Below are 23996 nucleotides of genomic sequence, written 5' to 3'. Positions count from 1 at the left end.
ATCGTGAACAGCACCATCCCCGACGACAACGTTGTGCGCATCGCCGTGGACCTCGCCTGCCGGGCGCCGTCGGTACACAACAGCCAGCCGTGGCAGTGGACGTACGCCGACGGTCAACTCGACCTCTACACCGAACGCGGCCGTGTCCTGGCCTCGACCGATCCGTCGGGCCGGCAGTTGGTCGTCAGTTGCGGTGCCGCGCTGAATCATCTCCAGACGGCGCTGACCGCGCTCAAATGGGCGGTGGACGTCCAGCGTGTCCCGGAGGGGCCTCACTCCGGTCACTTGGCGACGATCCGGTTCCGTCACGACGCCCGGCCGCAGTCGCACGACTTCGACCTGCTCGCGGCGATCCGGCACCGGCATTCCGACCGCAGGCCCTTCGGTCCCGTCAGCGTGAAGGCGCCGCTGCCCGCCGCGTTGGACGACGTGGTGCGCCGCCAGGACGTCCACCTGACCGTGCTGCGGCAGGAGGCGCGTCCGGCGCTCGCCAGGGCAACCGAAGCGACCGCGGCCGCCAGGAAATACGACTCCGCGTATCAGGCCGAACTACACTGGTGGGCCGGTCATTCCATCGCACAGGGCGGAATACCCCCCGAGGCGCTCGCCACCGCGGAGAATCGGGACCGCGTCGACATCGGGCGCCGCTTCCCCGCCGGCCGGGACGCCGACGTCACCACGGAGACGGACCGTTCGACGGTGCTGGTGCTGAGCACCGCCACCGACGGTCGCGGTGAGTGGCTCCGCGCCGGTGAGGCCCTGTCCGCCGTGCTGCTGGAGGCCACCGTCGGCGGTTTGTCGACGTGTCCGTTGACCCACATGACGGAACTCCGTCAGGGCCGGGAGATCATCCGCGAACTGCTCCCCGACCGCGGGTTCCCGCAGGCGCTGATCAGGGTGGGCACCACCGAGAAGAAGTCGGCGCCGCGGCAGACTCCGAGACGGCCCGTCGAAGCGGTCTTCTCGGTCGGCCGGCGTGGCATCCGCCGGTGACGGGTCCGTCGGTGCGGGCGATCACCCGGTGAGATGGACGCGGCTGTGCGTGGCCGTTTCCACGTCGGCCGCGGTGGCCTCGATCAGTTGGTGCGCGAGGTCGGACAACGCGCGTGCGGTGGCCAATTCCTCTCCGATCTCGGGTATTTCGGTGTCGTCCGGGTTTCGGCGCGCGAGTCCGGACCCGACGAACGTGCGGGTGTCGCGGGTTCGGAGCCGGGCCTGTGCGCGGGTTCTGGAGCCGCCTTCTTCCGAGTCGTGTTCGTCGATGACGATCTCCACCAACCATGTCGTCGCGTTCATGTCCGGTGGCCTCCGTTCGGTGTGAGTGCGGGACCGAGGTGGTCCTAGTACCCAGTGTCCTACGGTGCCGGAGATCAATGAACAGTGAGAATGACGGGACGGCATAGGAATAGGCAGGGAGTCGTCCACTCCGTGCCCCTTTCAACGTATAGCGCACCGGGGGTCTTGCGGCAAGACCCGGGTCGTGCCGCAGACTTTCCCGTCGAAGCGCGAAGCGTGTCGAAAGAGGGGGTTTCATGATCGACGTGATCGTTGCCGGCGGCGGACCGACCGGCTTGATGCTGGCCGCCGAATTGCGGCTGCATGGCGTGGAGGTGCTCGTGCTGGACAAGGCACCGGAGCCGACGAAGGTGGTCCGCTCGCTCGGCCTGCACGTGCGCAGCATCGAACTGATGGATCAGCGCGGTCTGCTGGACCGGTTCCTCGCCGAGGGCACGCGGTACGAGGTCGGCGGCTTCTTCGCCGGCATCGACGCACCGTGGCCCGACCGGATGGACACCGCACACGGGTACGTCCTCGGCATCCCGCAGACCGTCACCGAGCGCCTGCTGGCCGAGCACGCCACCGAACTGGGCGCCGAGATCCGGCGCGGCTGCGAACTGGTCGGGCTGAGTCAGGACGAGGACGGGGTGAGCGTCGAGCTGACCGAGTCCGGCGACACCCGGCTGCGCGCCCGGTACCTCGTCGGCTGCGACGGCGGCCGCAGCACGGTCCGCAAGCTGCTCGGCGTCGGCTTCCCCGGCGAACCGTCCAGGGTGGAGACGCTGCTCGCCGAGGTGGAGCTGACGACGCCGCCGGAGGAACTGGCCGCCGTGGTGGCCGAGGTCCGCAAGACGCAGAAGCGGTTCGGCGCCATGCCCCTCGGGGACGGGGTGTACCGCCTCGTCGCGCCCGCCGACGGGGTCGCCGAAGACCGGATGGTCCCGCCGACCCTGGACGAGCTCCGGCGGCAGGTGCGGGCTCTCGCCGGCACCGACTTCGGTGCGCACTCGGCGCGCTGGCTGTCCCGCTTCGGCGACGCCACCCGGCTGGCGGACCGCTACCGGACCGGTCGTGTGCTGCTGGCCGGCGACGCGGCGCACGTCCACCCGCCGACCGGCGGTCAGGGCCTCAACCTCGGCCTCCAGGACGCGTTCAACCTCGGCTGGAAGCTGGCCGCCCAGATCAGCGGCTGGGCCCCGGACGGCCTGCTGGACAGCTACCAGACCGAACGGCGCCCGGTGGCCGCCGACGTCCTGGACAACACCCGCGCGCAGATGGAGTTGATGTCCACCGAGCCGGGTCCCCGGGCGGTGCGCAGGCTGCTGGCGGAACTGATGGACTTCGAGGAGGTGAACCGGTACCTGATCGAGAAGATCACCGCGGTCGGCGTCCGCTACGACTTCGGCGCCGGCCACGAACTGCTCGGCCGGCGGCTACGGGACGTCGCACTGAAGCGCGGTCGCCTGTACGGGTCGATGCACGACGGACGAGGACTGCTGCTCGACCAGACGGGCCGGCTGTCCGTGGCGGGCTGGGCGGACCGGATCGACCACGTCGTCGACGTCAGCGAGGAACTGGACGTGCCCGCGGCGTTGCTGCGGCCGGACGGTCACGTGGCGTGGGTCGGTGACGATCAGCGGGATCTGCGCGGTGTGCTGCCCACGTGGTTCGGCCCCGCCGACGCCTGAGGACGGACGTGTGACCTTCGGCCCTGTCATTGTGCTCGCCGTTATCGCACCGTTGTACGTGGGCCGGCGCACGACATCGGAGCCGGCGAAGGAACGAGGACACCATGTTCGAACACTCCACCGCATCGCCGCGCGAGGATCGTCACCGGTGGGAGGACGAGCCCGGCGAGTTCCTGTACGTGCATCCCGCGGGGTTCGCGCTCGCGGTAATGTCCGGGGCGGTGACGGCGGGCCTGGTGGTGCTGCTCGGTGCATGGCTCGCGACTCCCCTGGTCGGAGTCGGCGCCGCGGCGACGCTCGTCGCCACCGTGGGGTTGGCGGCGGCGATGCTGATGCCGCACCGGCCGCGGCGTCGCGGATCCGGTCCGATTCGTCCGGCCGCGCGCTGACCGGCCCGATGCTCGCCGGCGTAATCTGAATTCTCCGAGGGTGACGCGGCCAGGTCTGGAGGGTGCCCATGATCAGGGTGTTCCTGGTGGACGACCATGAGGTCGTCCGGCGAGGGATCGCGGATCTCCTCACCTCCGATCCCGAGCTGACGGTGGTCGGAGAGGCCGCATCCTATGCGCAGGCGATGGCGCGGGTGCCCGCCCTCACCCCGGATGTCGCGGTCCTGGACGTGCGTTTGCCCGACGGCAACGGAATCGAGCTGTGCCGGGAACTGCACTCGCTGATGCCGGAGTTGCATTGCCTCATCCTGACGTCGTTCACGGACGAGCAGGCGATGCTCGACGCGATTCTCGCCGGGGCCAGCGGATACGTCGTGAAGGACATCCGGGGTATGGAGCTGGCTCAGGCGGTCCACGACGTGGGGGCGGGCAAATCGTTGCTCGACAGTCGTGCCGCCGGCGTCCTGATGGACAAGGTCCGCGCCGACGCCGATGGGAAGGACGGCATCTTCGCGCACCTGACCAATCAGGAGCGGACCTTGCTCGCCCTGCTCGGAGAGGGGCTGACCAACCGGCAGATCGCCGCACGCATGTTCCTCGCGGAGAAGACGGTCAAGAATTACGTGTCCCGGCTGCTGACAAAACTGGGTGTGGAACGCAGGACTCAGGCGGCGGTGCTGGCCGCGAAGATGCCGTCGAAGCCGTCCGGCACCTGACGGCCCGATGACCGTTCCGGCTCCGGGTGAGGTCACCGGGTGGGACAATGCGTCGTGTGACCCGTCAACCGGACGAGCGCGACCGAGGCACCCTGCTCGGTAGCCTGTCCGAGCTGAGGCTGCGCGAACTCCTGACCGAGGTGCAGGACCGCATCGCGCAGATCGTCGACGTGCGCGATCACGTCGACGGCCTCCTCGAGGCGATGCTGGCCGTCACGTCGGGACTCGACCTCGACAACACGCTCCGCACGATCGTGCACGCGGCGATCGATCTCGTCGACGCCCGGTACGGTGCGCTGGGGGTGCTCGCCCCGACCGAGGGGCTGAGCGAGTTCGTCTACGAGGGCATCGACGAGGAGACACGGGAGCGGATCGGTGGCCTGCCCCGTGGTCGCGGCGTCCTCGGTTTCCTCATCACCGATCCGAAGCCGGTCCGGCTGGAGGATTTGTCCCGGCACCCGGTGTCGGTGGGATTCCCGCCGCACCATCCGCCGATGAAAACCTTTCTGGGAGTTCCCATTCAGGTGCGTGAGGAGGTGTTCGGCAATCTGTATCTCACGGAGAAGGCCAACGGTGCGCAGTTCACCGAGGACGACGAGGTGCTTCTCCGCGCGCTGGCGGCGGCCGCCGGTATCGCGATCGAGAACGCCCGCCTGTACGAGGAGTCCCGGACGCGGCAGGCGTGGCTGGAGGCGACACGGGAGATCGCGACCGAGTTGCTCGCCGGCAGCGACACCGCGGAGGTGCTGCAGGTGATCGCCGACGACGCGCTGGCCCTGACCGCCGCCGACAGTGCCTTCCTCGCGGTGCCGGACGATCCCGACATCCCGTCGGACGAGGTGACCGAGCTCGTGGTGACGGCGTCGGCGGGAACGGTGTCGGATCGGATCATCGGCCGGGCGATCCCGGTGGACAGGTCCACGTCCGGTGAGGCGTTCCGGGAGCGGACACCGTTACGCGTCATGGCGCTGGCCTTCGATCCCGGGTTCGAGACGGGGGCCCGGTTCGGTCCGGCGCTGGCGCTGCCCCTGCGTGCCGCGCAATCGGTGTCCGGGGTGCTGGTGACGCTCCGCCATGTCGATGCGGCGCCGTTCACGGACGACCAGCTGGCGTTGATGTCGGGTTTCGCGGATCAGGCGGCGGTCGCGTTGCAGCTGGCCAACAGTCAGCGCCGGATGCGTGAGCTCGACGTCCTGTCCGATCGCGACCGGATCGCGCGTGACCTGCACGACCACGTCATCCAGCGGCTGTTCGCGGTCGGTCTGTCGTTGCAGAGCACCCTGCAGCGGGCGAAGGCTCCCGTCGTCAAGGACCGGCTCGAACAGTCGATCGACGACCTGCACGACATCGTGCGGGACATCCGCACCGCCATCTTCGACCTGCACGGTGGTTCGGGTGGGATGACCCAGTTCCGGCGGCGGCTGCACGAGATCGTGGCCGAGACGACCGCGGATTCCGGGTTGCGCACGACCGTGCACATGTCGGGGCCACTGTCCGTCATCGACTCTGCGCTCGCCGAGCATGCCGAGGCGGTTCTGCGTGAGGCGTTGAGCAACGCGGTCCGGCACGCGGGGGCCGACACGGTGACGGTGAGCATCTCGGTCTACGACGATCTCGCGATCGAGGTCGCGGACGACGGCAAGGGATTCGAGGAGCACGTCGCCACCAGTGGGCTGGACAATCTGGCCGCCCGGGCGCGGGAAGTGAACGGGCACTGCGCCGTCGACTCGACTCTCGGCGGTGGAACCACGCTCCGGTGGTCCGCTCCCCTTCCGTGAGTGCTGAGCGCCGCGGCGGCTTCAGGGCACACACCGCCCCCGAGCCCGGTGTCAGGACACGGCGGCGGGCACCTGACGGGCGGGGTCGATGCTGTCCGGGCGTACGTTCTCGCCGAGGGCGAAACCCACCCCGCGCACGGTGTGGACGACATACGGAGATCCGACGGCCACCAGTTTCCGCCGGAGGGAGCAGATGTAGGCGTTGAGGACGTTCGTCTTCGATTCGACCGTCACACCCCACACCATCAGCATGAGGTCGCGTCGGGTGACGACCCTGCCGACGTTCTGCGCGAGCACGGTGAAGAGGATGAATTCCGTCCGGGTCAGGGTGGTCCGCAACCCGTCGTGGTCGGTGTCGTGCCGCTCCTCGCACAGGCAGAGATCCTGGCTGTCGTCGGGGGCCGGCGCGGGCACCTCGGGTTTCACACGGCGGAGGATCGCGCGGAGTCGGGCGACGAGTTCGTCCGCACCGACCGGCATCTCCAGCACGTCGTCGGCGCCGGCCTCGAGGAGGTCGCTGCGGCGGTTGCCGGAACGGAAGGTGCCGATCACGACGATGGCGAGCGCGAATCGCATCGTCTTCAACCCCCGGACCGTGGCGTCGGCGTCGAGGTGGGGTGATCGTGCGTCGACGATCACCACGTCGGGGGGTTCGATCCGCGACCGCACCGGTTCCGCGTAGGTGCGCGTGACGAAGAATCCTCCGTCCCGGAGGCGTTCGACGAGGGAGCTTTCCACGTCGGCGTCGATGAGCAGGACACGCGGCCGGGCGGCGGCCGGGCTCGACACAGAGTTCATGCGGATTCCTCCTGTTTTCGAGCCTCACGTCGGTGTGCCGATAGATCAACCCGGCGCCGAAGATCAAGTTCCCACGCCGCAGTTGATGACGATATCGAGAGGAACTCCCCTATCGTTACCGTGAGACCGCTGCATCACCCGATCGGGAGGTCGCTGTATGTCGGAACTGCGACACATCGCATTGCACGGGGACGACGTCGCCTACCGCCTGTGTGGTGAGGGCGAGACGCTTCTGCTCGTCCACGGGATGGCCGGAAGTTCGGCGACGTGGCGTGCGGTCCTCCCGCAGTTGGCGCAGCGCTACCGGGTGCTGGCCCCGGACCTGCCCGGTCACGGCCGTTCGGCCAAACCGCGCGGCGACTACTCGCTGGGAGCGTTCGCCGCGTGGTTGCGTGACCTGTTGCACGAGCTGGACATCGAACGGGTGACCGTGGTGGGGCAATCCCTCGGCGGCGGGGTGGCGATGCAGTTCAGCTATCAGCATCCCGAACTGTGTGAGCGCCTGGTCCTCATCGGCAGCGGTGGACTGGGACCGGACGTGAATTGGACGTTGCGGTTGCTGGCGGCGCCCGGATCCGAGTTCCTGCTTCCGCTGATGGCGCCCGTCGCGGTACGCGACGCCGGCAACAAGGTTCGCAGCTGGCTGGCGGCGATCGGGGTTCGGTCGGTGCGCGGCGACGAGATGTGGCACGCCTATTCGTCGCTGTCCGATCCGGAGACCCGGCAGGCGTTCCTGCGGACGCTCCGCGCGGTCGTCGACCATCGCGGGCAGGCGGTGAGCGCGCTGAGCCGGCTGTATCTGAACGCGGGTCTCCCCACCCAACTGATCTGGGGCGATTCCGACGGCATCATCCCGGTCTCGCACGGTTACGCGGCGCACGAGGCGATGCCCGGCAGCCGGCTTGCCGTCCTCGCCGGTATCGGTCACTACCCGCACCTCGAGGATCCGGCCGCGGTGGTCGGCATCATCGACGACTTCGTCTCCACCATGCCCGCACGCAGGTGACCTCGATCGACGCCACCCGGCGACGTCGTCGCCCCGGTCACCGCGTTCACGGTGACTCGGATCGGGCGGCGCGGATGCGTCGCCCGGTGACGAGGATGTAGATGCTGACCAGCAGCACCCAGGCGGGGAACGCCAGCGTCGTCCACAGGCTGAAGCTGACGACCAATAGCAGGGCCAGGGCGAGCACATACGTGGTCACGACGAGGAATCGCGGCATCAGTCCGGTCCGGAGCCAGATCGTTCCCAGCGAAATCATGAACACCGCTGCCATGCGCAGCGCGTAGACGTGGTTGATCTGCAGCATGATCTCGCGGCCGAAGTAGACGATCTCGTCCGCGGAGCTGCCCGAGTGCCGGGCGATCGCGAGGACGCCGCCCGCCACACCCATCGAGACGAAGCCCATCGCGAGGAACAGCAGCCCACTGCCCAGGAATACCGTCGCGAAGAAGCGATCCTCGAGGTCACCGAGACGGTCGCGGATGACGCCGATGAACCAGAGGAACGCGAGCCCCGCGAACGGGGCGAGCACGAGGGCCGTCTTGATCCGCGTCTCACCGCTTCCCACCCAGGGTGTTTCGTCGAACGGGTCGGCAGGCAGCGCGGTGTGCAGGAGGACGAGGCTGGCGGAGAAGAACGCGGCGAACACGATTCCCGCGACCGCCGCCGAGCGCGGAGTTCTCAGCCTGCGGAACTGTTTCTCGCGCTGCATGTCGGCCATGGGTCAATCCTCGCTCGAGGGGTGAGCGGGAATCACCGATTCGCGTCAACCGCCCCCGGGATCGGGTGCAGAAACCGACCGCCGCGTCTGCTACCACCGATTCGGTGGCGCGACCTGGCCTTTCCCTGTGGGCCGGTGCAGACGGGGCGTGTCGGTCTCCCGCTGGGCGGAACGCCGCATGGCGTGCCGCATTCCCGAGAACTGTGATGTCAATTACACATTCGCGAGACTTCGACCACCGAATGTGACCACCCACCCCTACCGCCCGGCTCGGACGCGCCGCAGTGCCGCGGCACCGCCACGAGTTCCCGTGCAGGTATTCGAAAGGACCCGATGATGGTCACCCATGAGCCAGACGGCGGACCGGCTCGGACGCGACAGCAGGACGCGGCCGACGAGCGATGGACGCCCCGACTGATCTTCTCGCTCGCCTCGATCGTGTTGCTGCTGGAGATGCTCGCGGTCAGCTACATGATGATCTCGATCGCCTTGCCGCAGATCGTCACCCACTACCGGACGACGCAGGGTGCATGGTTGCTCACGTCGTTCCTGCTGGTGGGGGCAATCACCTGCCCGCTGATCGGCAAGCTCGCCGACACCCACGGCAAGCGCAAACTGCTGTTGACGGCCGTCGGTCTGTCGGCGCTCGGGTCGCTGATCTCCGCGATCGCACCGACGTACGCGGTGCTGATCGCCGGCCGCGCCCTGACCGGGCTGCTCGTGCCGTGCCTGTTCCTGAGCTATTCGCTGATCCGCGACGTGTTCCCCGCCCGGACGGTGGCGCTGGCGGTCAGCATCGCCACCAGCGGCATGGGGCTCATCGCGATCCCCGCGCCGTTCTTCACCGGGTGGCTGATCGACAATTTCGGCTTCCGGAGCATCTTCTGGTTCTTCCTGGCCGGTCTCGTGGTCCTCGGCGTCCTGATCCGGGCGACGACCGGCGAGTCGACCGTCCGCCTGCGGTCGCGCATCGACCTGATCGGTGCCGCGCTGCTCGGCGCGGGACTCGCCGGCATCCTCGTCGGCGTGAGCTTCGGTCCGTCGTGGGGCTGGACGTCGGGATCGACCCTCGGGTTCGTCGCCGGCGGTGTCGCCCTGCTGGTGGCGTGGATCGGGTCCGCACTCGTGATCGCGGATCCGCTGATCGACATCCGGTTCTTCGGTAAGCGGCCCGTGTTCCTGACGGCACTCGGCGCCGGATTCTGTTACGGCACGTCCGCGGTGTTCACGATCATGCTGCCGATGATGTGCATGACCCCGGCGATCCTCGGGCTCGGCTACGGATTCGGCATCAGCGCAGAGGGATTCGCGATCTTCCAGGCGCCGTTGGGTGGTGCGGTGGTGATCGGTGGACTGATCGTCGGAACCCTGGTACCCCGTAACGTGCGGCCGCGGATCCTGATGGTCGTGGGCATGCTGGTGATGGCCGCGGCCTGCCTGCTCACTGCGACGATCCACGACGACAAGGCATTGTTGATCGGCTTCGCCGCCCTCCTGGGGGTGGGAATGGGAATGGGGTACGCCTCCGTCCCGAACCTGCTCATCGCCGCGGTGCCGCCGCAGTTGCAGGCGACGACGGCGAGCATGGTGGCGGTGTTCCAGAGCATTCTGCCCGCCATCCTCCCGGTCATCGCGTTCACCGTGTTGAACTCGCACATCGCGACCGTCGTGCAGGGCGCCGTCTTCTACACGGACACCGGCATCACCATCGCATTCGTGATCGGCGCGATCTCGGCGCTGCTGGGCGCGGTCGTCGCCGTCGCGCTGCCCCGCAGGATGTCGCAGCTGAGTGCACCCGGTGTCGAGTCCACGACGACGACCGACGCCGTCCTCGCCCACTGAGCCCGTGACCCACCCACGGTCGTCGCCACGTCCCCGCGCCGGGCGCGGCGGCGACCGCCGGGCGGGCGCTCCGTCGAAACCGCTCACCGGTCGTCGGCCGGGTGGGAGGCTGAAGCGAGGAAACAGCTCTCTGGTTCGACTCGCACGACAGGAGACCACCATGCGACTGACCACACTCGGCGACCTTCCCGGACGCATCGCGACCGGGACGTTCATCCTCCATTCGGGGATGCAGAAATGGTCGGCGGACGAGCAGACCGCCCAGGGCATTCACGGTATGGCGGCGGGTGCGTTCCCGTTCCTGAACGCGATCCCACCGGAGCGATTCGTCAAGTTGCTGTCCGTCGCCGAAATAGGCACGGGCGCAGCATTACTCGCACCGTTCGTGCCCACCGCCGTCGCCGGGGCCGCGCTCGCCGGGTTCTCCGGTGGCCTCGTGGCCATGTACGCGAGGACCCCCGGTCTGCGGAATCCGGGCAGCATCTGGCCGAACGAGAACGGCATCGCCATCGCGAAGGACACCTGGATGCTCGGGATGGGACTCGGCTATGTGCTCGACGGGTGGACGCGGTTGCGCAACCGCTGATCGTCCGGCGACGTCGATGTGCGCGTCACTGTTCCGGGACGGCGCAGAAGTCGCTGTCGGAGAACCCCGACGGTCGCACACCGAGCGCCTGGTTGAGACGTCCGCGGTGATTCTCCCAGGCGATGGCCGCGGCCAGCTCGGTCACCTGGGACTCGGAGAAGGCGGCGAGCAGCGAACGCCGCAGGTCGTCGCCGATGTGGGCGGGGGTGCGTGTCATCGCGTCGGCGAACTCCAGGACCAGCTTCTCGGTGTCGTCGAACGCGGGGCTCTCACGGAATGCCGGCAGGGCGCGCAACTGGGCGTCGCTCACCCCGAGCGCACGGCTGAACGCCGATCCGATGTCGAGGCAGTACTCGCAGTTGGTCAGCGCCGCCGCCTTGATCTCGGCGAGCGCCTTCAACCGCGGGTCGACCCGGGCGCTCGCCGCCAGCGCGACCTCGTGGAATCCGACGGCCGCGAGCAGTTGCGGCCGGCGTCGCAACCAGCGAAACAGGTCGGCCCGGTTGCGGCGGGCGGTGGGAAAGACGCGGCGAAACGAGTCCATCTGACCGAGGACGCTCATGCTGTCGGTTTACACCCGCCGCCGGACCGAGACAACCCCCGGGCCGTTCGGCAATCGCCGCGTCCCGGCGGCGGCAGTGTTCTACGTTCGGAGTCGAGGCCGACCCCGCCGCACCCCGAGGAGTCACCATGAAGGCAGTCGTCTGCACCGAGACTCGCCTGGAGGTCGGTGACGTCCCGGCTCCGGTCCCGGCCAGGGGGCAGGTGCTGATCGACGTCTCCCGGTGCGGGATCTGCGGCTCGGACCTGCACGCCCGCATGCACGCCGACGAGATGGCGGAACTGGCCGCCGCGACCGGCTACCGCGACTTCATGCGTTCACACCAGCGGGTGGTGCTGGGTCACGAGTTCAGTGGCACCGTTGCCGATTACGGGCCCGGCTGCCGGAAGCGGTGGCCGGTGGGTACCGCGGTGGTGGCCTTGCCGGTCGTCCGCACCGGAGCCGGGGTTCACCTGACCGGCCTGTCGGCGTCGGCGCCCGGCGGCTACGCCGAACAGGTGGTGGTGCAGGAGTCGATGACGCTGCCGGTCCCGAACGGCCTGACGGCGGAGAAGGCGGCCCTGACCGAGCCGATGGCGGTGGCGTGGCACGCGGTGCGCAAGGGTGACGTCGGCAAGCGCCGGAACGCGATCGTCATCGGGTGCGGCCCGATCGGGCTCGCGGTGATCACCATGCTGAAGGCGACCGGTGTCCGCACCGTGGTGGCCGCCGACTTCTCCACCCGCCGCCGCGAACTCGCCCGGCAGTGTGGTGCCGACGTCGTCGTCGACCCGGCCGTGGCCTCGCCCTGGACGTCGTATCCGCGACGTCGGGAGACGACCTCGATCACGGACGTGCTCGGTCTCGGACTGGACACCATGGAGAAACTACGCCGCATCCCGAGGCTGCCGTGGTGGCACGCCTTCGCGCTCGCCGACACGGTCGGCGCGACACCGTCCGGGCCGGTCGTCTTCGAATGCGTCGGCATGCCCGGCGTCATCGACGGCATCCTGGCCGGGGCCCCGCTGCGGTCCCGCGTCGTCGTGGTCGGGGTGTGCATGGAGACCGACACGTTCCGGCCGGCCGTCGCACTCAACAAGGAGATCGACCTGCGCTTCGCCGTCGCCTACGACCCCCGCGAATTCCGCGACACCCTCCACATGCTCGCCGACGGAAAGGTCGATCCGACACCGCTGATCACCGGCACGGTCGGCCTGGCGGGGGTCGAGCCCGCGTTCGCCGCACTGGGCAACCCCGAGGTGCACGCGAAGATCCTGATCGACCCCGAGATCAGCACCGCTTCCCTGTGATCCGCCGCCGACCATGAACTCCCACCATCCCCGCCTCCGATGGGTCGCCCCGGCGCTGCTCCTCGCCCTGATCTATGCGGCGTCGCTCACCGTGTACGGGTTGAGCAGCCGCACCGGCGAGGACGAGGGACCGTTCGAGGGCAGCAACGACGAGGTCGTGGTCCTGGTGACGGCGAAGTCGCTGCAGCCGACGACCGACCGCGTGCAGGCCGAGGTGACGATCGCCGTCGGCGACGAGTACCTGCACGCCAACGGCGACACCCTGAATCGGGACATCACCCTGCTGCTCTTCCCGAGCACCAGTCACGAGGAGATCGTGTTCCGGGCGGGTGCCGCGCCGACGACGTTCGACACCGAGTTCATCGCCACCGGCAACGCGGCGTACTGGCCGTTCGACCGGTTCGAGGTGAACCCGATGGTCGTGGAGGCGTACGAGGGCGCCGGCGCCGACCGTGCACTGCTGCCCACGGGCCTCCTCGTGGACGGCCGAGTCGACGGATGGAAGGCACGGGCCGACGCGGTGACCGTCGACACGGACCTCTCCCGGAACGGCACCGGCGCCGCGCTGCTGTTCGCGCGCACGGGCGGAAACCTGATCTACGCCGGCATCCTCCTGCTGATGATGACGATCCTCGCGGGGCTCGCCGCGTTCGTCGCACTGCAGACGTTCCGGCGCAAGCGGGCCGTCAACACGGACATGCTCGGATGGATGGCGGCGATGCTGTTCGCGGTCGTGCCGCTGCGCGGAATCCTGCCGGGAAGCCCGCCGATCGGGTCGTGGGTCGACATCGCCCTCACGGTGTGGGTGGTGTCCACCCTCGTCGCGTCATTGGCGTTGTTCGTCTTCTGCTGGTGGCGGGACAGCGAGCAGCCCGATCGGCCCGAGGTGGTTGCCACGAGCGCGACGGATTCGAAATAGTCGAGCACATGGTGCGCCGGACGGGACGAGTGTTGCCGCCGTGGTATCTCGGCCCCGTCAACAGGGTGATCGTCGGCCTGCATCGGCTGGGGGTTCCGATGCCGATGCCGGCGCTCACCGTGCCGGGCCGGAGGACGGGGGTGCCGCGGTCGACGCCGGTCTCGCCGTACGAGGTGGACGGCCATACCTACGTCGTCGCCGGGTACGCGGAATCGGATTGGGCGCAGAACGCCCGGGCGGCCGGGCGCGGCGAGCTGACCCGCGGGCGCCACCGCGAGCGTGTTCGGCTAATCCCGTTGCCGGTGTCGGAGCGGGCCCGGATCCTCCGCGAGTTCCCGATCCGGGTGCCCCACGGGGTCACCATGTTCCTGAAGGCCGGGACGGTCGCGAACTCCTCTCCCGAGGCGTTCGCGGCCGCGGCCGACCGGTGCGACGTGTTCCGCATCGAGCCGCTGGACTGACGCTCACCGCACTTCGAGTGTGCCGACCATGTTCGGGTGGTACGTGCAGTGGAAGGCGAAGGTGCCCGGCTGGCCGGGCACCGTGAACGTCGCGGTCGCGCCCGGCTCGACCTCCACGTCGAACAGGTCGCCGGTGTCTGCGGTCACGGTGTGTTCGGCGGTGTCGTCGTTGCGGACGGTGACCTGTTCCCCCGGTGCGAACGTGCCGGGCAGCGTGTACTTGAAGTCGCTGATCACGATCTCCCGCGCACCCGCAGGCATGGACATCGGCATCGACATCGACGGCATGTCGGTCATCATGTGGTCCCCGCCGTGCTCCGATTCGGAGGAAGCGGAGGAGTCGTCGCTGTCGCTTCCGCAGGCAACCAGCGCGAACGCGGCCAGCAGGATCGGCAGGACAAGTGTCAGTACGCGTTTCATGGTGGTCGCCTCCGGGGTGCCGGTGGGAACGGATGCCCGACGCCCCGTTCCTCGCGGGAGTAGTACCCGTTTTCCCGGCAGACACCCCTCGGTGTGCGTGGTGGCTCGTCAGCCGCCGTTCAACGCCTCCTGCGTCTCGAGGTTCGTGACCGGGGTGCGGAGCGAGGCGACGGCGTCGGCGTAGAGGGAGGACTTGATCTCGCCCAGCGTGCGGCCACGCGTCGCGACGAGTCCCTGAGCGTGTGCGACGGCGTCGGCGAGCACCTGCTGCTCGGGGGCGACCGCGTCGACGAATCCGAGTTCCTTCGCCGCGATGCCGCCGTACCGCCGGCCGGTCACCAGGGCGGTGTGCACCGCCCTGGCGGGCAGGCGGGCCGCGAGCAGTGCGATGCTGCCGGGTGCGTAGCTCGCCCCGATGGTGATCCCCGGCAGGCAGAAGTAGCCGCGGTCCTCCCGCATCACGCGGTGGTCGTGTGCGGCCGCGAGGATGGCCCCGCCGCCGAAGGTGTGCCCGGTCAGCGCGGCCACGGTGGGCAGCGGGAAGGTGAGGATCCGCGCGAACAGGGCCTGCACACGGTCGATGTAGGAGTTCAGCTTGTCCGTGTTGGCGAGGACCCAGGCGGTATCGAGTCCGGTGGAGTAGAACTTTCCGACCGCGGTCGTCACCAGGGCGGCGGGGCCGTCGTGCTGCTCGACCCGGTCGAGGAGTCCGTCGACGCTCGCGATCCAGTCCGGGTGGAAGGCATTCTCGCTGTCCCGTTCCCCCTCCTCCCCGAAATACAGGACGAACACATCACCCGAGCGTTCCAAGTACGGCATGCGGCGAGGCTACCCGCAGACCGTCGGGCTGCGCCCCTCGAACACCCACCGGTGGGTGAAGTTTCAACTGTCGCGGGGCCGGGTATGTCGATCGACACACAGCTGAGGGGTGGACCATGAAGAGCGGAACAGGCATTGCCGACACCCGCACCGTTCGGGACTACATCCACACGGTGGCCAGGAGCGTTCACGCCGATTCCATCGACTGGTGGGACTGCGACGGATTCGACGCCGTCCTCGTGCTGCCGTTCCGGTTGCACTACCTGCCCGGCCGCAACGCGGTGCTGGCGTGGAACCGGACCTTCGGTTGGTCGCTCGGAGTCGAGGGACTGGGCCGCCGCAGCGTCGTCGTGATCGACGGTCTCGGCCTCGGCCGGATGCCGTCGCCCGCCGTGTGCGCGGAACGTGCGGTGGAGTTGATCGACGACTACTGCCGCTCCACACCGGCACTGCCGGGCGGGCACGGTGCAGGCCCCGCCGGGCCGGCCGCCGCGGATCGCTGTCGCCGCATCGGCAACGCCGCCGCCGGTGGCGGACGGCGGGACAGAGTCGTCAAACGACCGTGACCGGTGGCGCCGAAGGCCACGACGACAATGTGGCCCAACCGCATTCCTCCGCGCAGGAGCAGCCGATCGTCGCCGCCGAGCAGGGCGCGGCGCGCATCAGCACGGCCGCGCATCCGCTGGGCACACCCGGCCCGCGGTTCGACCGCCGGTCCCCGTTCTTCATCGGCATGGCCGGGGCCGCCGGTGTCGCCGTCACGTACGCGCTGATCGAGGTCGTTCTTGCGGCCCGCGGGGTGCTGGTGCTCATCGCCGTCGCCGCCTTCCTCGCGATCGGTCTCGAACCGGCCGTGTCCTGGCTGGTGCGACACGGGTTGCCCCGATGGGCGGCTGTCGCAACGGTTTTCGTTGTCGCGTTCGCGATATTGGCCGGGTTCCTCGCCGCGGCGATCCCGCCGATGGTGAACCAGGGCGGCGCTCTCGTGCACAACGCCCCCGACTACCTGGGCCACCTCGAGCAGCGTTACCCGGTCCTGCAGGAACTGAGCACCCGCTTCCACCTGCAGGACGAACTGCGCCGGGCGCTCGACGCGGGCAATGCGCCGGTGGTGCTCGGCGGGATCGTCGGCGCGGGCAAGTTCGTGTTCAGCGCCATCAGCGGCACGGTGATCGTGGTCGTGCTCACCGCGTACTTCCTGGCCGACTTCGGGCACATCCGGGCCTCCCTGTACCGCCTGGCCCCGAACTCGCGGCGACCGCGGACGATTCTGATCGGCGACGAGATCTTCGCGAAGGTCGGCGGCTACGTGCTCGGGAACCTCCTGATCTCGCTGATCACCGCCGTCCTCACGTTCGTGTGGCTGGTCGCCTTCGACGTCCCCTACCCGCTGTTGCTGGCCGTCCTCGTCGCCGTGCTGGACCTGATTCCGGTGGTCGGTTCCACCCTCGCCGGTGTCGTGGTGGCGCTGGTCGCCCTGACCGTGTCGCTGCCGGTGTCGCTGGCGACCATCGTCTTCTTCATCGCCCTCCGCCTGTTCGAGGACTATCTCCTCGTTCCCCGCATCATCGGCAGAACCGTCAAGGTGCCTCCGATGGTCACCGTCGTCGCCGTCCTGATCGGCGGGGCCCTGCTGGGTATCGTCGGGGCGCTCCTCGCGATTCCGGTGGCCGCCGCAGTGCTGCTCCTCGCCCGCGAGACGGTGTTTCCGCAGCTCGATCGAGGGTGAGCAGGCGCGGCGCGAAAACGGCCCTGTGGAAGAAGTTTCCATGTTCTGCTTACCCTGGAGACGTGGGATGCGCCGGGGCATGCTCGGGGTCGTGTCCCGAGCATGAGAAAGAGGCGCTGCATGTCGGTGATGAGTCCCACCGAGGCGATGTTCGTGCTGTTCGAGACACCCTCGCACCCCATGCACATGGGTGCGCTCGAACTGTTCGAGCCGCCGCGCGAATCGGGACCCGATCACGCCCGGGTGATGTACGAGGCGCTGATCTCGCAGGAGGGTGCGTCCGACACGTTCCGCCGGCGCGCCGTCCGCCCGCTGCGGGGCGCCAGTTACCCGTGGTGGTCGTTCGACGACCGTATCGATCTCGGCTACCACGTGCGGCACACCGCGGTGCCGGGGCGGGGACGCATGGAGGACCTGCTGTCGCTGGTGTCCCAGATGCACGGCATGCCGCTCGATCCGCAACACCCGATGTGGGAGATCCACGTCATCGAGGGACTCGCGGACGGGCGGACGGCCGTGTTCTCGAAGATCCACCTGTCGCTGATGGACGGCCCGGCGGGGCTGCGGCTCCTCCACCACGCGCTGTCGACCGACCCCGACGCCCGCGACTGCCCCGCACCGTGGACGCCCGGGGTGTCCGGCACGGCGCGGCGCGAATCCGCGCTGCCCGTCGCCGCGGTCCGGGCCGGGGTGCGGGCGGCCACCAGCATCGTCGGGGTGCTGCCCGCGCTCGCGAAAGTCGCGTACGACGGTGTCCGCGACCAGCATCTGACGCTTCCGCTGCAGTCGCCGCCCACGATGCTCAACGTTCCCGTCGGCCGGGCCCGGAAACTGGCGGCGCGGTCCTGGCCGATCCGCCGCCTGGTGTCGGTGGCCGCCGCCGCCCGCACCACGATCAACGCGGTGGTACTCGCGATGTGCTCGGGGGCACTGCGCCACTATCTCGTCGAGCAGTACGCGCTGCCCGAGGCGCCGTTGACGGCGATGCTGCCGGTCCCGCTCGACCTCGGCGGCACCATGATCGGACCGCGCGGCCGCGACCACGGCGTCGGCGCGATGGTCGTCGGGCTGGCCACCGACGAAGCGGACCCGGCCGCCCGCCTCGCCCGCATCAGCGAGTCGGTCGAGCACACCAATCGGGTGTTCGGGGCGCTGAGCCACACCCAGTTCCAGGTGATGAGCGCACTGGCGATCAGCCCGATCCTGCTCGAACCGGTCCGCCGGTTCGTCGACGACACTCCCCCGCCGTTCAACGTCATGATCTCGTACATGCCGGGCCCGTCGCGGCCGCGGTACTGGAACGGCGCCCGTCTGGACGCGGTGTACCCGGCGCCGACAGTCCTCGGCGGGCAGGCGCTGAGCATCACCCTCACCAGCCGGTCCGGTCAGCTCGACGTCGGCGTCGTCGGCGATCGGCACGCCGTCCCGCACCTCCAGCGGATCATCACGCACCTGGAGACGTCGCTGACCGATCTGGAGAACGCGGTCGCCGCGTCCGGCACCTGACCGCTACCCGGCCGGTTCCCGCAGGGAGGTGCGATTGCGGTTCCAGCACCGGGTGACGTGGTCGCCGACCAGGTCGTCGAACGCGAGACACGCCGCGGCCCCCAGCAGGACGTCGTCGGCCGCCGCGGGCCGGGCGGCGACCAGCCCGCCGGCGAGGTCCCGGCACACGATCTGTTCGTGCACGGAGTCGGCCTCCACGTGCTCGTCGAAGAACCGGGTGGCCGACGTCCCGAACCCGAGCCGGCGCAGTCCGGCGGCGTACTTCTTGCTCGGCAACGCGGACGTGGTCTCCACCGCGCACAGGTGCCCTACCAGGGCCCCGAGACGACTGCGGTGGAGACCGAACAGGGACAGCGCGTTCAGCGACGCCAGCGTGACGGCGGGCACCGCGTCGACGTAGTGCGCGTACGCGTCGGACAGTCCGAGTTCGCGCATCGTCGTCGCGAACAACGCCGAATGCATGCGTTCGGGTCGGCCACCACCGTATTCGTCGGACTGCACCTCCACCAGCGCCGCCTTCGGCGCGCCCGCGAGCCGCGGAATGCCGAGCGTGTGCACGTCCGCCTCTCGCAACTGGTTGAGGGAGCGGTGGATCAGCAGTTCCCGGAACTGGGTGAGATCCGCGTCGTGGGCCATGTGCCCGGACAGCCCCGGCGCGGTGCTGGGTGCGGTCATCTCCCACAGCGCCGCCACCACGTCGTCGACGCCCGTCGGTGGATCCGCGAGCGCGCCGATCGCAGCGTCGAACGGCACCTCCAGCGCCGACCGGGCGGCGATCAGGTCGCTGTCCCACTCCCACCGGTCGTCGACCCCGGCGATCCCCTGCAGGTGCAGTTCGTACAGGGCAGTCAGGCAGATCTGCGCGTCCTCGTCGAACAGGAACGCACGCGGGTCGCTCCGTTCCGCCGCGGCGAGAGCACGCGCCGCCCCCACGAACGGCTCGGCGTCGGCGGCGTCTCCGCGCAGAATGGGGAACAGGAGGCCGCTGACGGGACCGCGCGGCGCCGGACAGGGCATGGACGTTCCCGACTGCGGCACCGTGCCCGACGCCGACCGAGAGTGCAAGGTGGTCATATGAACTCCATTCCCACATCCGGGGCCGGCGAATCCGACGTGACCATCACCGTCTGCCCCGACGGCCCGCTCCTGGTGCGTGGTGCGGCGCGGATCCTCGACACCGACGGTAACCCGATCGGCGGCGGGCGGGCCACCGTGGCGCTGTGCCGGTGCGGGGGAACGAGCATCGCCCCGTTCTGCGACAGTTCGCACAAGAAGCGCCGCCGCCGCACCTAGAGCCCCCCGCTCCCTGACGAGAAGTGCTGTGGCACAGTCGAAAGCAGAAGCGGTGTGGTGCGGAGGCAATCCGATGCCGAAAAGCCTCCTGCCACCGTCGGCAGAATGAGGTAACGTCGGAGACCTGCACGGTTGAGCCCCCAGCCGCAATGGACGGGCACGGTCACCGCGCCTCCCCTCGTGCCTGTCTCCTTCGTCGCTCGACCGTGAGGAAACGACATGAAATCCGTTCTCAGTGCGCTGCCGACACCCCACGACCCCGCCATGAGTATGCCGCTGTTCAGCTGGGCGGCCGAACCGGAACACGGGCGACTCGTCGTCGACAGCGCGCCCGGCGCCGGGGGGATCCTGGTCGTCCGGATCTCCGGCGACATCGACGTCACCACTCTCCCGTCCTTCGGAAGTCACCTCGAGGAAGCGATCGACGATCGGTTGCCGTTCGTGCTCGACCTCTCCGACGTCCAGTTTCTGTGCGCGTCGGCGCTGCCGATTCTGGAGATCATGGCCGCCCGCGCGCACCGGCTCACCGTGCCGTGGGCGGTGACCGGGAACAATGCTCTCCGCAGGCCGGTGACGGCGATGAACCTGGCGGCGGTCATCCCGTTCTGCGCCGACCTCGAGGACGCGTTCCGGCTGGTTGCCGGTGGAATGCGGCGGGGTGGGCGCTCGGCGTGACCGATTCCGCTCCGCACGGCACGTCCGACTTCGTGGTGGTCGCCAACCGGCTGCCCGTGGACATGGAGACACTCGACGACGGAACGACACGCTGGAAGCGCAGCCCCGGAGGTCTCGTCACCGCCCTGGAGCCGATCCTGCTCGACCGGGAGCGCGGTTCCTGGGTGGGCTGGCCGGGGGTGCCCGACACGAAGGTCGAACCGATCGTCTCCGGTGGGATCGATCTGTACCCGGTGGAGTTGAGTTCGGACGCGGTGTCGCGGTACTACGAGGGCTTCTCGAACGCGACGCTGTGGCCGCTGTACCACGACGTGCTGGAGGCCCCGGTCTTCGACCGGGATTGGTGGCACACCTACCTGGAGGTGAATCGCCACTTCGCGGAGGAGACCGCGCGCACCGCGGCCGAGGGCGCCACCGTGTGGGTGCAGGACTATCAACTCCAGCTGGTGCCGCGCCTGCTCCGGGAGATGCGGCCCGATCTGACCATCGGATTCTTTCTGCACATCCCGTTCCCGCCGGTCGAGCTGTTCATGCAGCTGCCGTGGCGGAAGGAGATCGTGGAGGGGCTTCTCGGGGCCGACCTCGTCGGCTTCCATCTGCCCGGGGGCGCCCACAACTTCCTGTTCCTGGCCCGCAGGCTACTCGGGCTCGACGCCACCCCGGCAGGCGCCGGCGTGCGCGGCGCGCTCGGCCGGGTGACGCTCGACGACCGTGTCGTACGGGTCGGTGCGTTCCCCATCTCAGTCGACACCCGGCAACTCGTCGAACAGGCCGCCGACCCCGCGGTCGTCGAACGGGCCGCGGAGATCCGCCGGGAGCTCGGGAACCCCCGGAAGGTCCTTCTCGGCGTCGACCGGCTCGACTACACGAAGGGCATCGACCTGCGGCTGTCGGCGCTCGGCGAACTGCTCGACGAGCGTCGTCTCGACCCGACCGACACCGTGATGGTGCAGCTCGCCACCCCGAGCCGTGAACGCGTCGAGCACTACATGAAGATGCGCAGTTCCATCGAGGAACAGGTCAGCCACATCAACGGCGATCACGGGCAGATCGGCCGGCCGGTGGTGCACTACCTCTACCAGCCGGTCGATCGCCGCGAGCTGATCGCGCTGTTCCTCGCCGCCGACGTCATGCTCGTCACCCCGATGCGCGACGGTATGAATCTCGTCGCGAAGGAATACGTCGCCTGCCGGGCCGACCTGGGCGGTGCGCTGGTGCTCAGCGAATTCGCGGGTGCCGCCGCCGAACTCCGGGGCGCCTACCTGGTGAACCCGCACGACCTCGACGGCGTGAAGAACACGATCGTGTCCGCACTCGATCAGGAGCGGGACCACGGACGACGCCGCATGTCGCGGCTGCACCGGCAGGTGCTCGACCACGACGTGCACCGGTGGGCGCAGTCCTTCCTCGGCGCCCTGGCCCCGATCACCACCGACTGATCGCCGTCCGTCACACAGGCCTCACTCCGGATTCGTCGTCACCGATTCGACGATGCGGCGCGCCACCTCCGCCAACTTCACGTGCTCCTGCTGCGACTGTGCGACGAGGATCTCGAACGCCTGGTCCGCGGACACACCCCGCAGCGCCATCACGATCCCCTTGGCCTGCTCGATGACGGCGCGGCTCTTCATGGCCCGCGTGAGGCCCGTCACCTCGTTCCTGGCCAACTCCACGCTGCGGGCGCTCCTGAGCAACCCCTCGATCGCCGTGGTGTAGACGAGCAGCACCACGGCGTCGAGTTCACTGAAACCGTGATCGCCCTGCCCGTAGATGTTGAGGGTCCCGGCGAGGGCCTCGTCGACGGCGAGCGGCGCGGACAGGAAACTGCGCATGCCGGCCTGGTCGAGGTTGTCGGCGAGGGACGGCCACCGTGTCGCGGCCTCCCCGAGTCTCGCCTTGACGACCTTCCGTGTGCCCGCGACACCGAAGTAGTCGCCGTCGATGGCCTGGAAGTTCTCGATGTCGATCTGCCGGACCGCCTGGTCGGTGAAGGCGACGGTCTCCACGTGTCCGTCGCGGAGCAACGAAATTCCGGCCATGTCGGCGCCGGCGATCGCGTCCACCACCTGCTCACAGACCCGTTGCAGCAGCTGGCCCATCTCCACCTGTGAGCCGGAGTTCCGATTGAACTCGTCCAACGCGGTTGCCAAGGAGCCCAATTGGGCGGCTATCGTCGCCCCGTCGAGATCAGGGGACATCGACTCAGGGCGTTCACCCGCAGTCTCGGCCATTCTCGGATACACCTCGGATTCCGGGTGTAACCGACAGGACACCCACTGAACGAACGCAGCAGTTGTCTCTACCGTCGAGAAGACTTTACTCGACCCGGGAACCGACTTCGTCCACTGATCCCGTCGCCGGGCGCGGCCCCCGTTCGTCGGACGCGGTTCGAACGAGCCGATACGGTCGGCTCAGCCGCCGCCCAACTGCTCTCGCAGCCCGGACAGAGTGCGTGCCAGGATCCGCGAGACCTGCATCTGCGAGACGCCCACGCGCTGGGCGATTTCCGTCTGGGTCATCGACCCGAAGAAGCGCAACATCAGCACTCGCCGTTCGAGCGGCGGAAGTTTCTCCAGCGCCGGCCGCACCGAGGCGTGACTCTCCACGTTCGCCAGCTCCGGGTCCTCCTCGCCGAGTGTCTCGGCGAGGGGAAGGTCGTCGGGGTCATCTCCCATGGCCGCATCCATCGACAAGGTTTGGTAGGCATTCTTCGCGAGCAGGCCCTCGGACACTTCCCGGACGTCGAGTTCGAGTTCCGCGGCGATCTCACTGGCCGACGGTGATCGCCCCAGTTCCTGCGACAGCTCGTCGACGGCCTTGGCGATCAACGCGTGGAGTTCCTGCATGCGCCGGGGCACCCGCATCGACCACCCGGTGTCGCGGAAGTACCGGCGAACCTCACCCATGATCGTGGGCACCGCGTAGGACACGAAGTCGAAGCCCCGCTCCGGATCGAAGCGGTCTACCGCTTTCACCAGCCCGAGCCGAGCGACCTGCAGCAGGTCCTCGTGTGCCTCGCCGCGACCACCGAACCGGCGGGCGATGTGATCGGCCAGCGGAAGGCAGCGTGTGATGATCTCGTCGCGCAGCGCGGACGCCTCCCCCGACGCCTCCTCCAGGGTTCGCAGGCGCGCCACCGCGGGCGCCACGTCCTTGTAGTCGTCTCTGCCGGGACGGTGCCGTTCGCTGCGTTCCGAAACCGGTGACACTAGATGGTGCCCCGGTATTTGACCAGTTCCACCGCCACGGTCCGCTCGACGGACCCGTTACCGACGGGCCCCTCCGACACCGACACCCCATTCATCAACGTCTCGAGCACGTGCCAACCGAAACTCTCCCGGTTGGGCACCCCGCGTCGGCTCAGCGGTGCACTGATGCTCACGTGCAACCCGGTTTCCGTCACGGCGAAGGAGCACGTCAGTTCGGCACTTCCCGGCGTCGCCGCGATCAGTTCCGAACACACCTCGTCCACGGCAAGTTTGATATCGGCGACGTCGTCGAGCGTGAAGTCTCCCAGAACGGCG

General features: G+C 69.0%; 26 protein-coding genes and 1 pseudogene. 17 read left to right on the top strand and 10 right to left on the bottom strand.

Annotation, left to right across the window (positions count from 1 at the left end):
- A partial coding sequence (locus tag ACFTZB_RS22655; protein WP_378434196.1) for an Acg family FMN-binding oxidoreductase occupies positions 1–993 on the top strand: 993 nt, incomplete at its 5' end.
- Positions 994–1014: 21 nt separating this feature from the next.
- On the opposite strand, the gene ACFTZB_RS22650 is transcribed toward ACFTZB_RS22655, so the two are convergent.
- Complete coding sequence (locus tag ACFTZB_RS22650; RefSeq protein ID WP_378434194.1) at positions 1015–1296, bottom strand: DUF1876 domain-containing protein; 282 nt, start codon at positions 1294–1296, stop codon at positions 1015–1017.
- 236 nt (positions 1297–1532) lie between these two features.
- Between ACFTZB_RS22650 and rox the strand changes: the two genes are divergently transcribed.
- The 4 genes from rox (at position 1533) to ACFTZB_RS22630 (ending at position 5849) form a co-directional block, all read left to right on the top strand.
- Positions 1533–2966 (top strand): rifampin monooxygenase, encoded by a 1434-nt coding sequence (gene rox, locus ACFTZB_RS22645; RefSeq protein ID WP_378434192.1) that lies wholly within the window; start codon positions 1533–1535, stop codon positions 2964–2966.
- A gap of 104 nt (positions 2967–3070) precedes the next feature.
- The gene (locus ACFTZB_RS22640; protein ID WP_378434190.1) at positions 3071–3355 is read left to right on the top strand and encodes a hypothetical protein; all 285 of its coding nucleotides are present in this window, start codon (positions 3071–3073) and stop codon (positions 3353–3355) included.
- 68 nt (positions 3356–3423) lie between these two features.
- Complete coding sequence (locus ACFTZB_RS22635) at positions 3424–4071, top strand: response regulator (protein ID WP_378434188.1); 648 nt, start codon at positions 3424–3426, stop codon at positions 4069–4071.
- Positions 4072–4118: 47 nt separating this feature from the next.
- Positions 4119–5849, top strand: coding sequence for a GAF domain-containing sensor histidine kinase (locus ACFTZB_RS22630; RefSeq protein ID WP_378434186.1), 1731 nt, complete (start codon positions 4119–4121; stop codon positions 5847–5849).
- Positions 5850–5900: 51 nt separating this feature from the next.
- On the opposite strand, the gene ACFTZB_RS22625 is transcribed toward ACFTZB_RS22630, so the two are convergent.
- On the bottom strand, positions 5901–6647 hold the full coding sequence (locus ACFTZB_RS22625; protein ID WP_378434184.1) for a response regulator transcription factor: 747 nt from the start codon (positions 6645–6647) through the stop codon (positions 5901–5903).
- Between the two features lie 157 nt (positions 6648–6804).
- Here ACFTZB_RS22625 and ACFTZB_RS22620 point away from each other — a divergent pair, with 157 nt between their 5' ends.
- Positions 6805–7653, top strand: a complete 849-nt coding sequence (locus tag ACFTZB_RS22620; RefSeq protein WP_378434182.1) for an alpha/beta fold hydrolase — start codon at positions 6805–6807, stop codon at positions 7651–7653.
- On the opposite strand, the pseudogene ACFTZB_RS22615 reads toward ACFTZB_RS22620, so the two are convergent.
- A pseudogene (locus tag ACFTZB_RS22615) lies at positions 7651–8371 on the bottom strand (hypothetical protein); the annotation flags it as partial. The gene ACFTZB_RS22620 and the pseudogene ACFTZB_RS22615 overlap by 3 nt on opposite strands.
- 336 nt (positions 8372–8707) lie before the next feature.
- Here ACFTZB_RS22615 and ACFTZB_RS22610 point away from each other — a divergent pair.
- Both ACFTZB_RS22610 and ACFTZB_RS22605 read left to right on the top strand, forming a co-directional pair.
- Positions 8708–10213, top strand: coding sequence for an MFS transporter (locus tag ACFTZB_RS22610; protein WP_378434180.1), 1506 nt, complete (start codon positions 8708–8710; stop codon positions 10211–10213).
- Positions 10214–10373: 160 nt separating this feature from the next.
- A complete protein-coding gene (locus ACFTZB_RS22605; RefSeq protein ID WP_378434178.1) occupies positions 10374–10799 on the top strand; it encodes a hypothetical protein in 426 nt (141 codons plus the stop codon).
- 25 nt (positions 10800–10824) lie between these two features.
- Here the strand turns inward: ACFTZB_RS22605 and ACFTZB_RS22600 are convergent, their stop codons facing one another.
- Complete coding sequence (locus tag ACFTZB_RS22600) at positions 10825–11361, bottom strand: carboxymuconolactone decarboxylase family protein (protein WP_378434176.1); 537 nt, start codon at positions 11359–11361, stop codon at positions 10825–10827.
- 128 nt (positions 11362–11489) lie between these two features.
- Between ACFTZB_RS22600 and ACFTZB_RS22595 the strand changes: the two genes are divergently transcribed.
- Genes ACFTZB_RS22595 through ACFTZB_RS22585 form a run of 3 tightly spaced genes read left to right on the top strand, consistent with a single transcriptional unit; the run spans position 11490 to position 14030 of the window.
- The gene (locus tag ACFTZB_RS22595) at positions 11490–12650 is read left to right on the top strand and encodes a zinc-binding dehydrogenase (protein ID WP_378434174.1); all 1161 of its coding nucleotides are present in this window, start codon (positions 11490–11492) and stop codon (positions 12648–12650) included.
- Positions 12651–12663: 13 nt separating this feature from the next.
- A complete protein-coding gene (locus ACFTZB_RS22590) occupies positions 12664–13569 on the top strand; it encodes a DUF4436 family protein (RefSeq protein ID WP_378434172.1) in 906 nt (301 codons plus the stop codon).
- Between the two features lie 8 nt (positions 13570–13577).
- Positions 13578–14030, top strand: coding sequence for a nitroreductase family deazaflavin-dependent oxidoreductase (locus ACFTZB_RS22585; protein WP_378434170.1), 453 nt, complete (start codon positions 13578–13580; stop codon positions 14028–14030).
- A 3-nt stretch (positions 14031–14033) separates the two neighbouring features.
- On the opposite strand, the gene ACFTZB_RS22580 is transcribed toward ACFTZB_RS22585, so the two are convergent.
- Positions 14034–14450: a cupredoxin domain-containing protein gene (locus ACFTZB_RS22580; RefSeq protein ID WP_378434168.1), complete on the bottom strand. Its 417-nt coding sequence runs from the start codon at positions 14448–14450 to the stop codon at positions 14034–14036.
- Positions 14451–14558: 108 nt separating this feature from the next.
- The gene (locus ACFTZB_RS22575) at positions 14559–15269 is read right to left on the bottom strand and encodes an enoyl-CoA hydratase/isomerase family protein (RefSeq protein ID WP_378434166.1); all 711 of its coding nucleotides are present in this window, start codon (positions 15267–15269) and stop codon (positions 14559–14561) included.
- Positions 15270–15385: 116 nt separating this feature from the next.
- Between ACFTZB_RS22575 and ACFTZB_RS22570 the strand changes: the two genes are divergently transcribed.
- From ACFTZB_RS22570 to ACFTZB_RS22560, 3 genes are all read left to right on the top strand, one after another.
- Positions 15386–15835 carry a DUF6292 family protein gene (locus tag ACFTZB_RS22570; protein WP_378434164.1) on the top strand — a complete coding sequence of 150 codons (450 nt, stop codon included), beginning with the start codon at positions 15386–15388 and terminating at the stop codon, positions 15833–15835.
- Entirely contained in the window at positions 15832–16998 is a 1167-nt protein-coding gene (locus ACFTZB_RS22565) for an AI-2E family transporter (protein WP_378434161.1), read from the top strand. The genes ACFTZB_RS22570 and ACFTZB_RS22565 overlap by 4 nt, the downstream gene beginning before the upstream one ends.
- Positions 16999–17118: 120 nt before the next feature.
- Positions 17119–18504 carry a wax ester/triacylglycerol synthase family O-acyltransferase gene (locus tag ACFTZB_RS22560; protein WP_378434159.1) on the top strand — a complete coding sequence of 462 codons (1386 nt, stop codon included), beginning with the start codon at positions 17119–17121 and terminating at the stop codon, positions 18502–18504.
- A 3-nt stretch (positions 18505–18507) separates the two neighbouring features.
- Here ACFTZB_RS22560 and ACFTZB_RS22555 read toward each other — a convergent pair whose 3' ends face one another.
- Positions 18508–19578, bottom strand: coding sequence for an iron-containing redox enzyme family protein (locus ACFTZB_RS22555; protein ID WP_378434157.1), 1071 nt, complete (start codon positions 19576–19578; stop codon positions 18508–18510).
- On the opposite strand from ACFTZB_RS22555, the gene ACFTZB_RS22550 reads away from it, so the two are divergent.
- The 3 genes from ACFTZB_RS22550 (at position 19579) to ACFTZB_RS22540 (ending at position 21911) form a co-directional block, all read left to right on the top strand.
- Positions 19579–19797, top strand: a complete 219-nt coding sequence (locus tag ACFTZB_RS22550) for a CDGSH iron-sulfur domain-containing protein (RefSeq protein ID WP_378434155.1) — start codon at positions 19579–19581, stop codon at positions 19795–19797.
- A 219-nt stretch (positions 19798–20016) separates the two neighbouring features.
- Positions 20017–20472 (top strand): STAS domain-containing protein, encoded by a 456-nt coding sequence (locus ACFTZB_RS22545; protein WP_378434153.1) that lies wholly within the window; start codon positions 20017–20019, stop codon positions 20470–20472.
- Positions 20469–21911, top strand: a complete 1443-nt coding sequence (locus ACFTZB_RS22540) for a trehalose-6-phosphate synthase (RefSeq protein WP_378434151.1) — start codon at positions 20469–20471, stop codon at positions 21909–21911. Before ACFTZB_RS22545 ends, ACFTZB_RS22540 begins: the two co-directional genes overlap by 4 nt.
- A 21-nt stretch (positions 21912–21932) precedes the next feature.
- Here ACFTZB_RS22540 and ACFTZB_RS22535 read toward each other — a convergent pair whose 3' ends face one another.
- The 3 genes from ACFTZB_RS22535 to ACFTZB_RS22525 form a co-directional block, all read right to left on the bottom strand.
- Positions 21933–22703, bottom strand: a complete 771-nt coding sequence (locus ACFTZB_RS22535) for a GAF and ANTAR domain-containing protein (RefSeq protein WP_378434150.1) — start codon at positions 22701–22703, stop codon at positions 21933–21935.
- A 180-nt stretch (positions 22704–22883) separates the two neighbouring features.
- Positions 22884–23681: a SigB/SigF/SigG family RNA polymerase sigma factor gene (locus ACFTZB_RS22530; RefSeq protein WP_378434149.1), complete on the bottom strand. Its 798-nt coding sequence runs from the start codon at positions 23679–23681 to the stop codon at positions 22884–22886.
- A partial coding sequence (locus ACFTZB_RS22525; protein ID WP_378434147.1) for an ATP-binding protein occupies positions 23681–23996 on the bottom strand: 316 nt, incomplete at its 5' end. The genes ACFTZB_RS22530 and ACFTZB_RS22525, both read right to left, overlap by 1 nt.

Origin of the sequence: Rhodococcus sp. NPDC057014 (genome assembly GCF_042673295.1) — a bacterium.
Taxonomy (GTDB): Bacteria; Actinomycetota; Actinomycetes; order Mycobacteriales; family Mycobacteriaceae; genus Rhodococcus_F.
This window is presented reverse-complemented; position numbering and strand designations above follow the sequence as displayed.

What these genes read in the sequence shown, in the direction of transcription:
- ACFTZB_RS22650 (WP_378434194.1), bottom strand. Translation starts at nt 1,296, where the DNA reads ATGAACGCGACGACATGGTTGGTGGAGATCGTCATCGACGAACACGAC.
- rox (WP_378434192.1), top strand. Translation starts at nt 1,533, where the DNA reads ATGATCGACGTGATCGTTGCCGGCGGCGGACCGACCGGCTTGATGCTG.
- ACFTZB_RS22640 (WP_378434190.1), top strand. Translation starts at nt 3,071, where the DNA reads ATGTTCGAACACTCCACCGCATCGCCGCGCGAGGATCGTCACCGGTGG.
- ACFTZB_RS22635 (WP_378434188.1), top strand. Translation starts at nt 3,424, where the DNA reads ATGATCAGGGTGTTCCTGGTGGACGACCATGAGGTCGTCCGGCGAGGG.
- ACFTZB_RS22630 (WP_378434186.1), top strand. Translation starts at nt 4,119, where the DNA reads ATGCGTCGTGTGACCCGTCAACCGGACGAGCGCGACCGAGGCACCCTG.
- ACFTZB_RS22625 (WP_378434184.1), bottom strand. Translation starts at nt 6,647, where the DNA reads ATGAACTCTGTGTCGAGCCCGGCCGCCGCCCGGCCGCGTGTCCTGCTC.
- ACFTZB_RS22620 (WP_378434182.1), top strand. Translation starts at nt 6,805, where the DNA reads ATGTCGGAACTGCGACACATCGCATTGCACGGGGACGACGTCGCCTAC.
- ACFTZB_RS22610 (WP_378434180.1), top strand. Translation starts at nt 8,708, where the DNA reads ATGGTCACCCATGAGCCAGACGGCGGACCGGCTCGGACGCGACAGCAG.
- ACFTZB_RS22605 (WP_378434178.1), top strand. Translation starts at nt 10,374, where the DNA reads ATGCGACTGACCACACTCGGCGACCTTCCCGGACGCATCGCGACCGGG.
- ACFTZB_RS22600 (WP_378434176.1), bottom strand. Translation starts at nt 11,361, where the DNA reads ATGAGCGTCCTCGGTCAGATGGACTCGTTTCGCCGCGTCTTTCCCACC.
- ACFTZB_RS22595 (WP_378434174.1), top strand. Translation starts at nt 11,490, where the DNA reads ATGAAGGCAGTCGTCTGCACCGAGACTCGCCTGGAGGTCGGTGACGTC.
- ACFTZB_RS22590 (WP_378434172.1), top strand. Translation starts at nt 12,664, where the DNA reads ATGAACTCCCACCATCCCCGCCTCCGATGGGTCGCCCCGGCGCTGCTC.
- ACFTZB_RS22585 (WP_378434170.1), top strand. Translation starts at nt 13,578, where the DNA reads ATGGTGCGCCGGACGGGACGAGTGTTGCCGCCGTGGTATCTCGGCCCC.
- ACFTZB_RS22580 (WP_378434168.1), bottom strand. Translation starts at nt 14,450, where the DNA reads ATGAAACGCGTACTGACACTTGTCCTGCCGATCCTGCTGGCCGCGTTC.
- ACFTZB_RS22575 (WP_378434166.1), bottom strand. Translation starts at nt 15,269, where the DNA reads ATGCCGTACTTGGAACGCTCGGGTGATGTGTTCGTCCTGTATTTCGGG.
- ACFTZB_RS22570 (WP_378434164.1), top strand. Translation starts at nt 15,386, where the DNA reads ATGAAGAGCGGAACAGGCATTGCCGACACCCGCACCGTTCGGGACTAC.
- ACFTZB_RS22560 (WP_378434159.1), top strand. Translation starts at nt 17,119, where the DNA reads ATGTCGGTGATGAGTCCCACCGAGGCGATGTTCGTGCTGTTCGAGACA.
- ACFTZB_RS22555 (WP_378434157.1), bottom strand. Translation starts at nt 19,578, where the DNA reads ATGACCACCTTGCACTCTCGGTCGGCGTCGGGCACGGTGCCGCAGTCG.
- ACFTZB_RS22550 (WP_378434155.1), top strand. Translation starts at nt 19,579, where the DNA reads ATGAACTCCATTCCCACATCCGGGGCCGGCGAATCCGACGTGACCATC.
- ACFTZB_RS22545 (WP_378434153.1), top strand. Translation starts at nt 20,017, where the DNA reads ATGAAATCCGTTCTCAGTGCGCTGCCGACACCCCACGACCCCGCCATG.
- ACFTZB_RS22535 (WP_378434150.1), bottom strand. Translation starts at nt 22,703, where the DNA reads ATGGCCGAGACTGCGGGTGAACGCCCTGAGTCGATGTCCCCTGATCTC.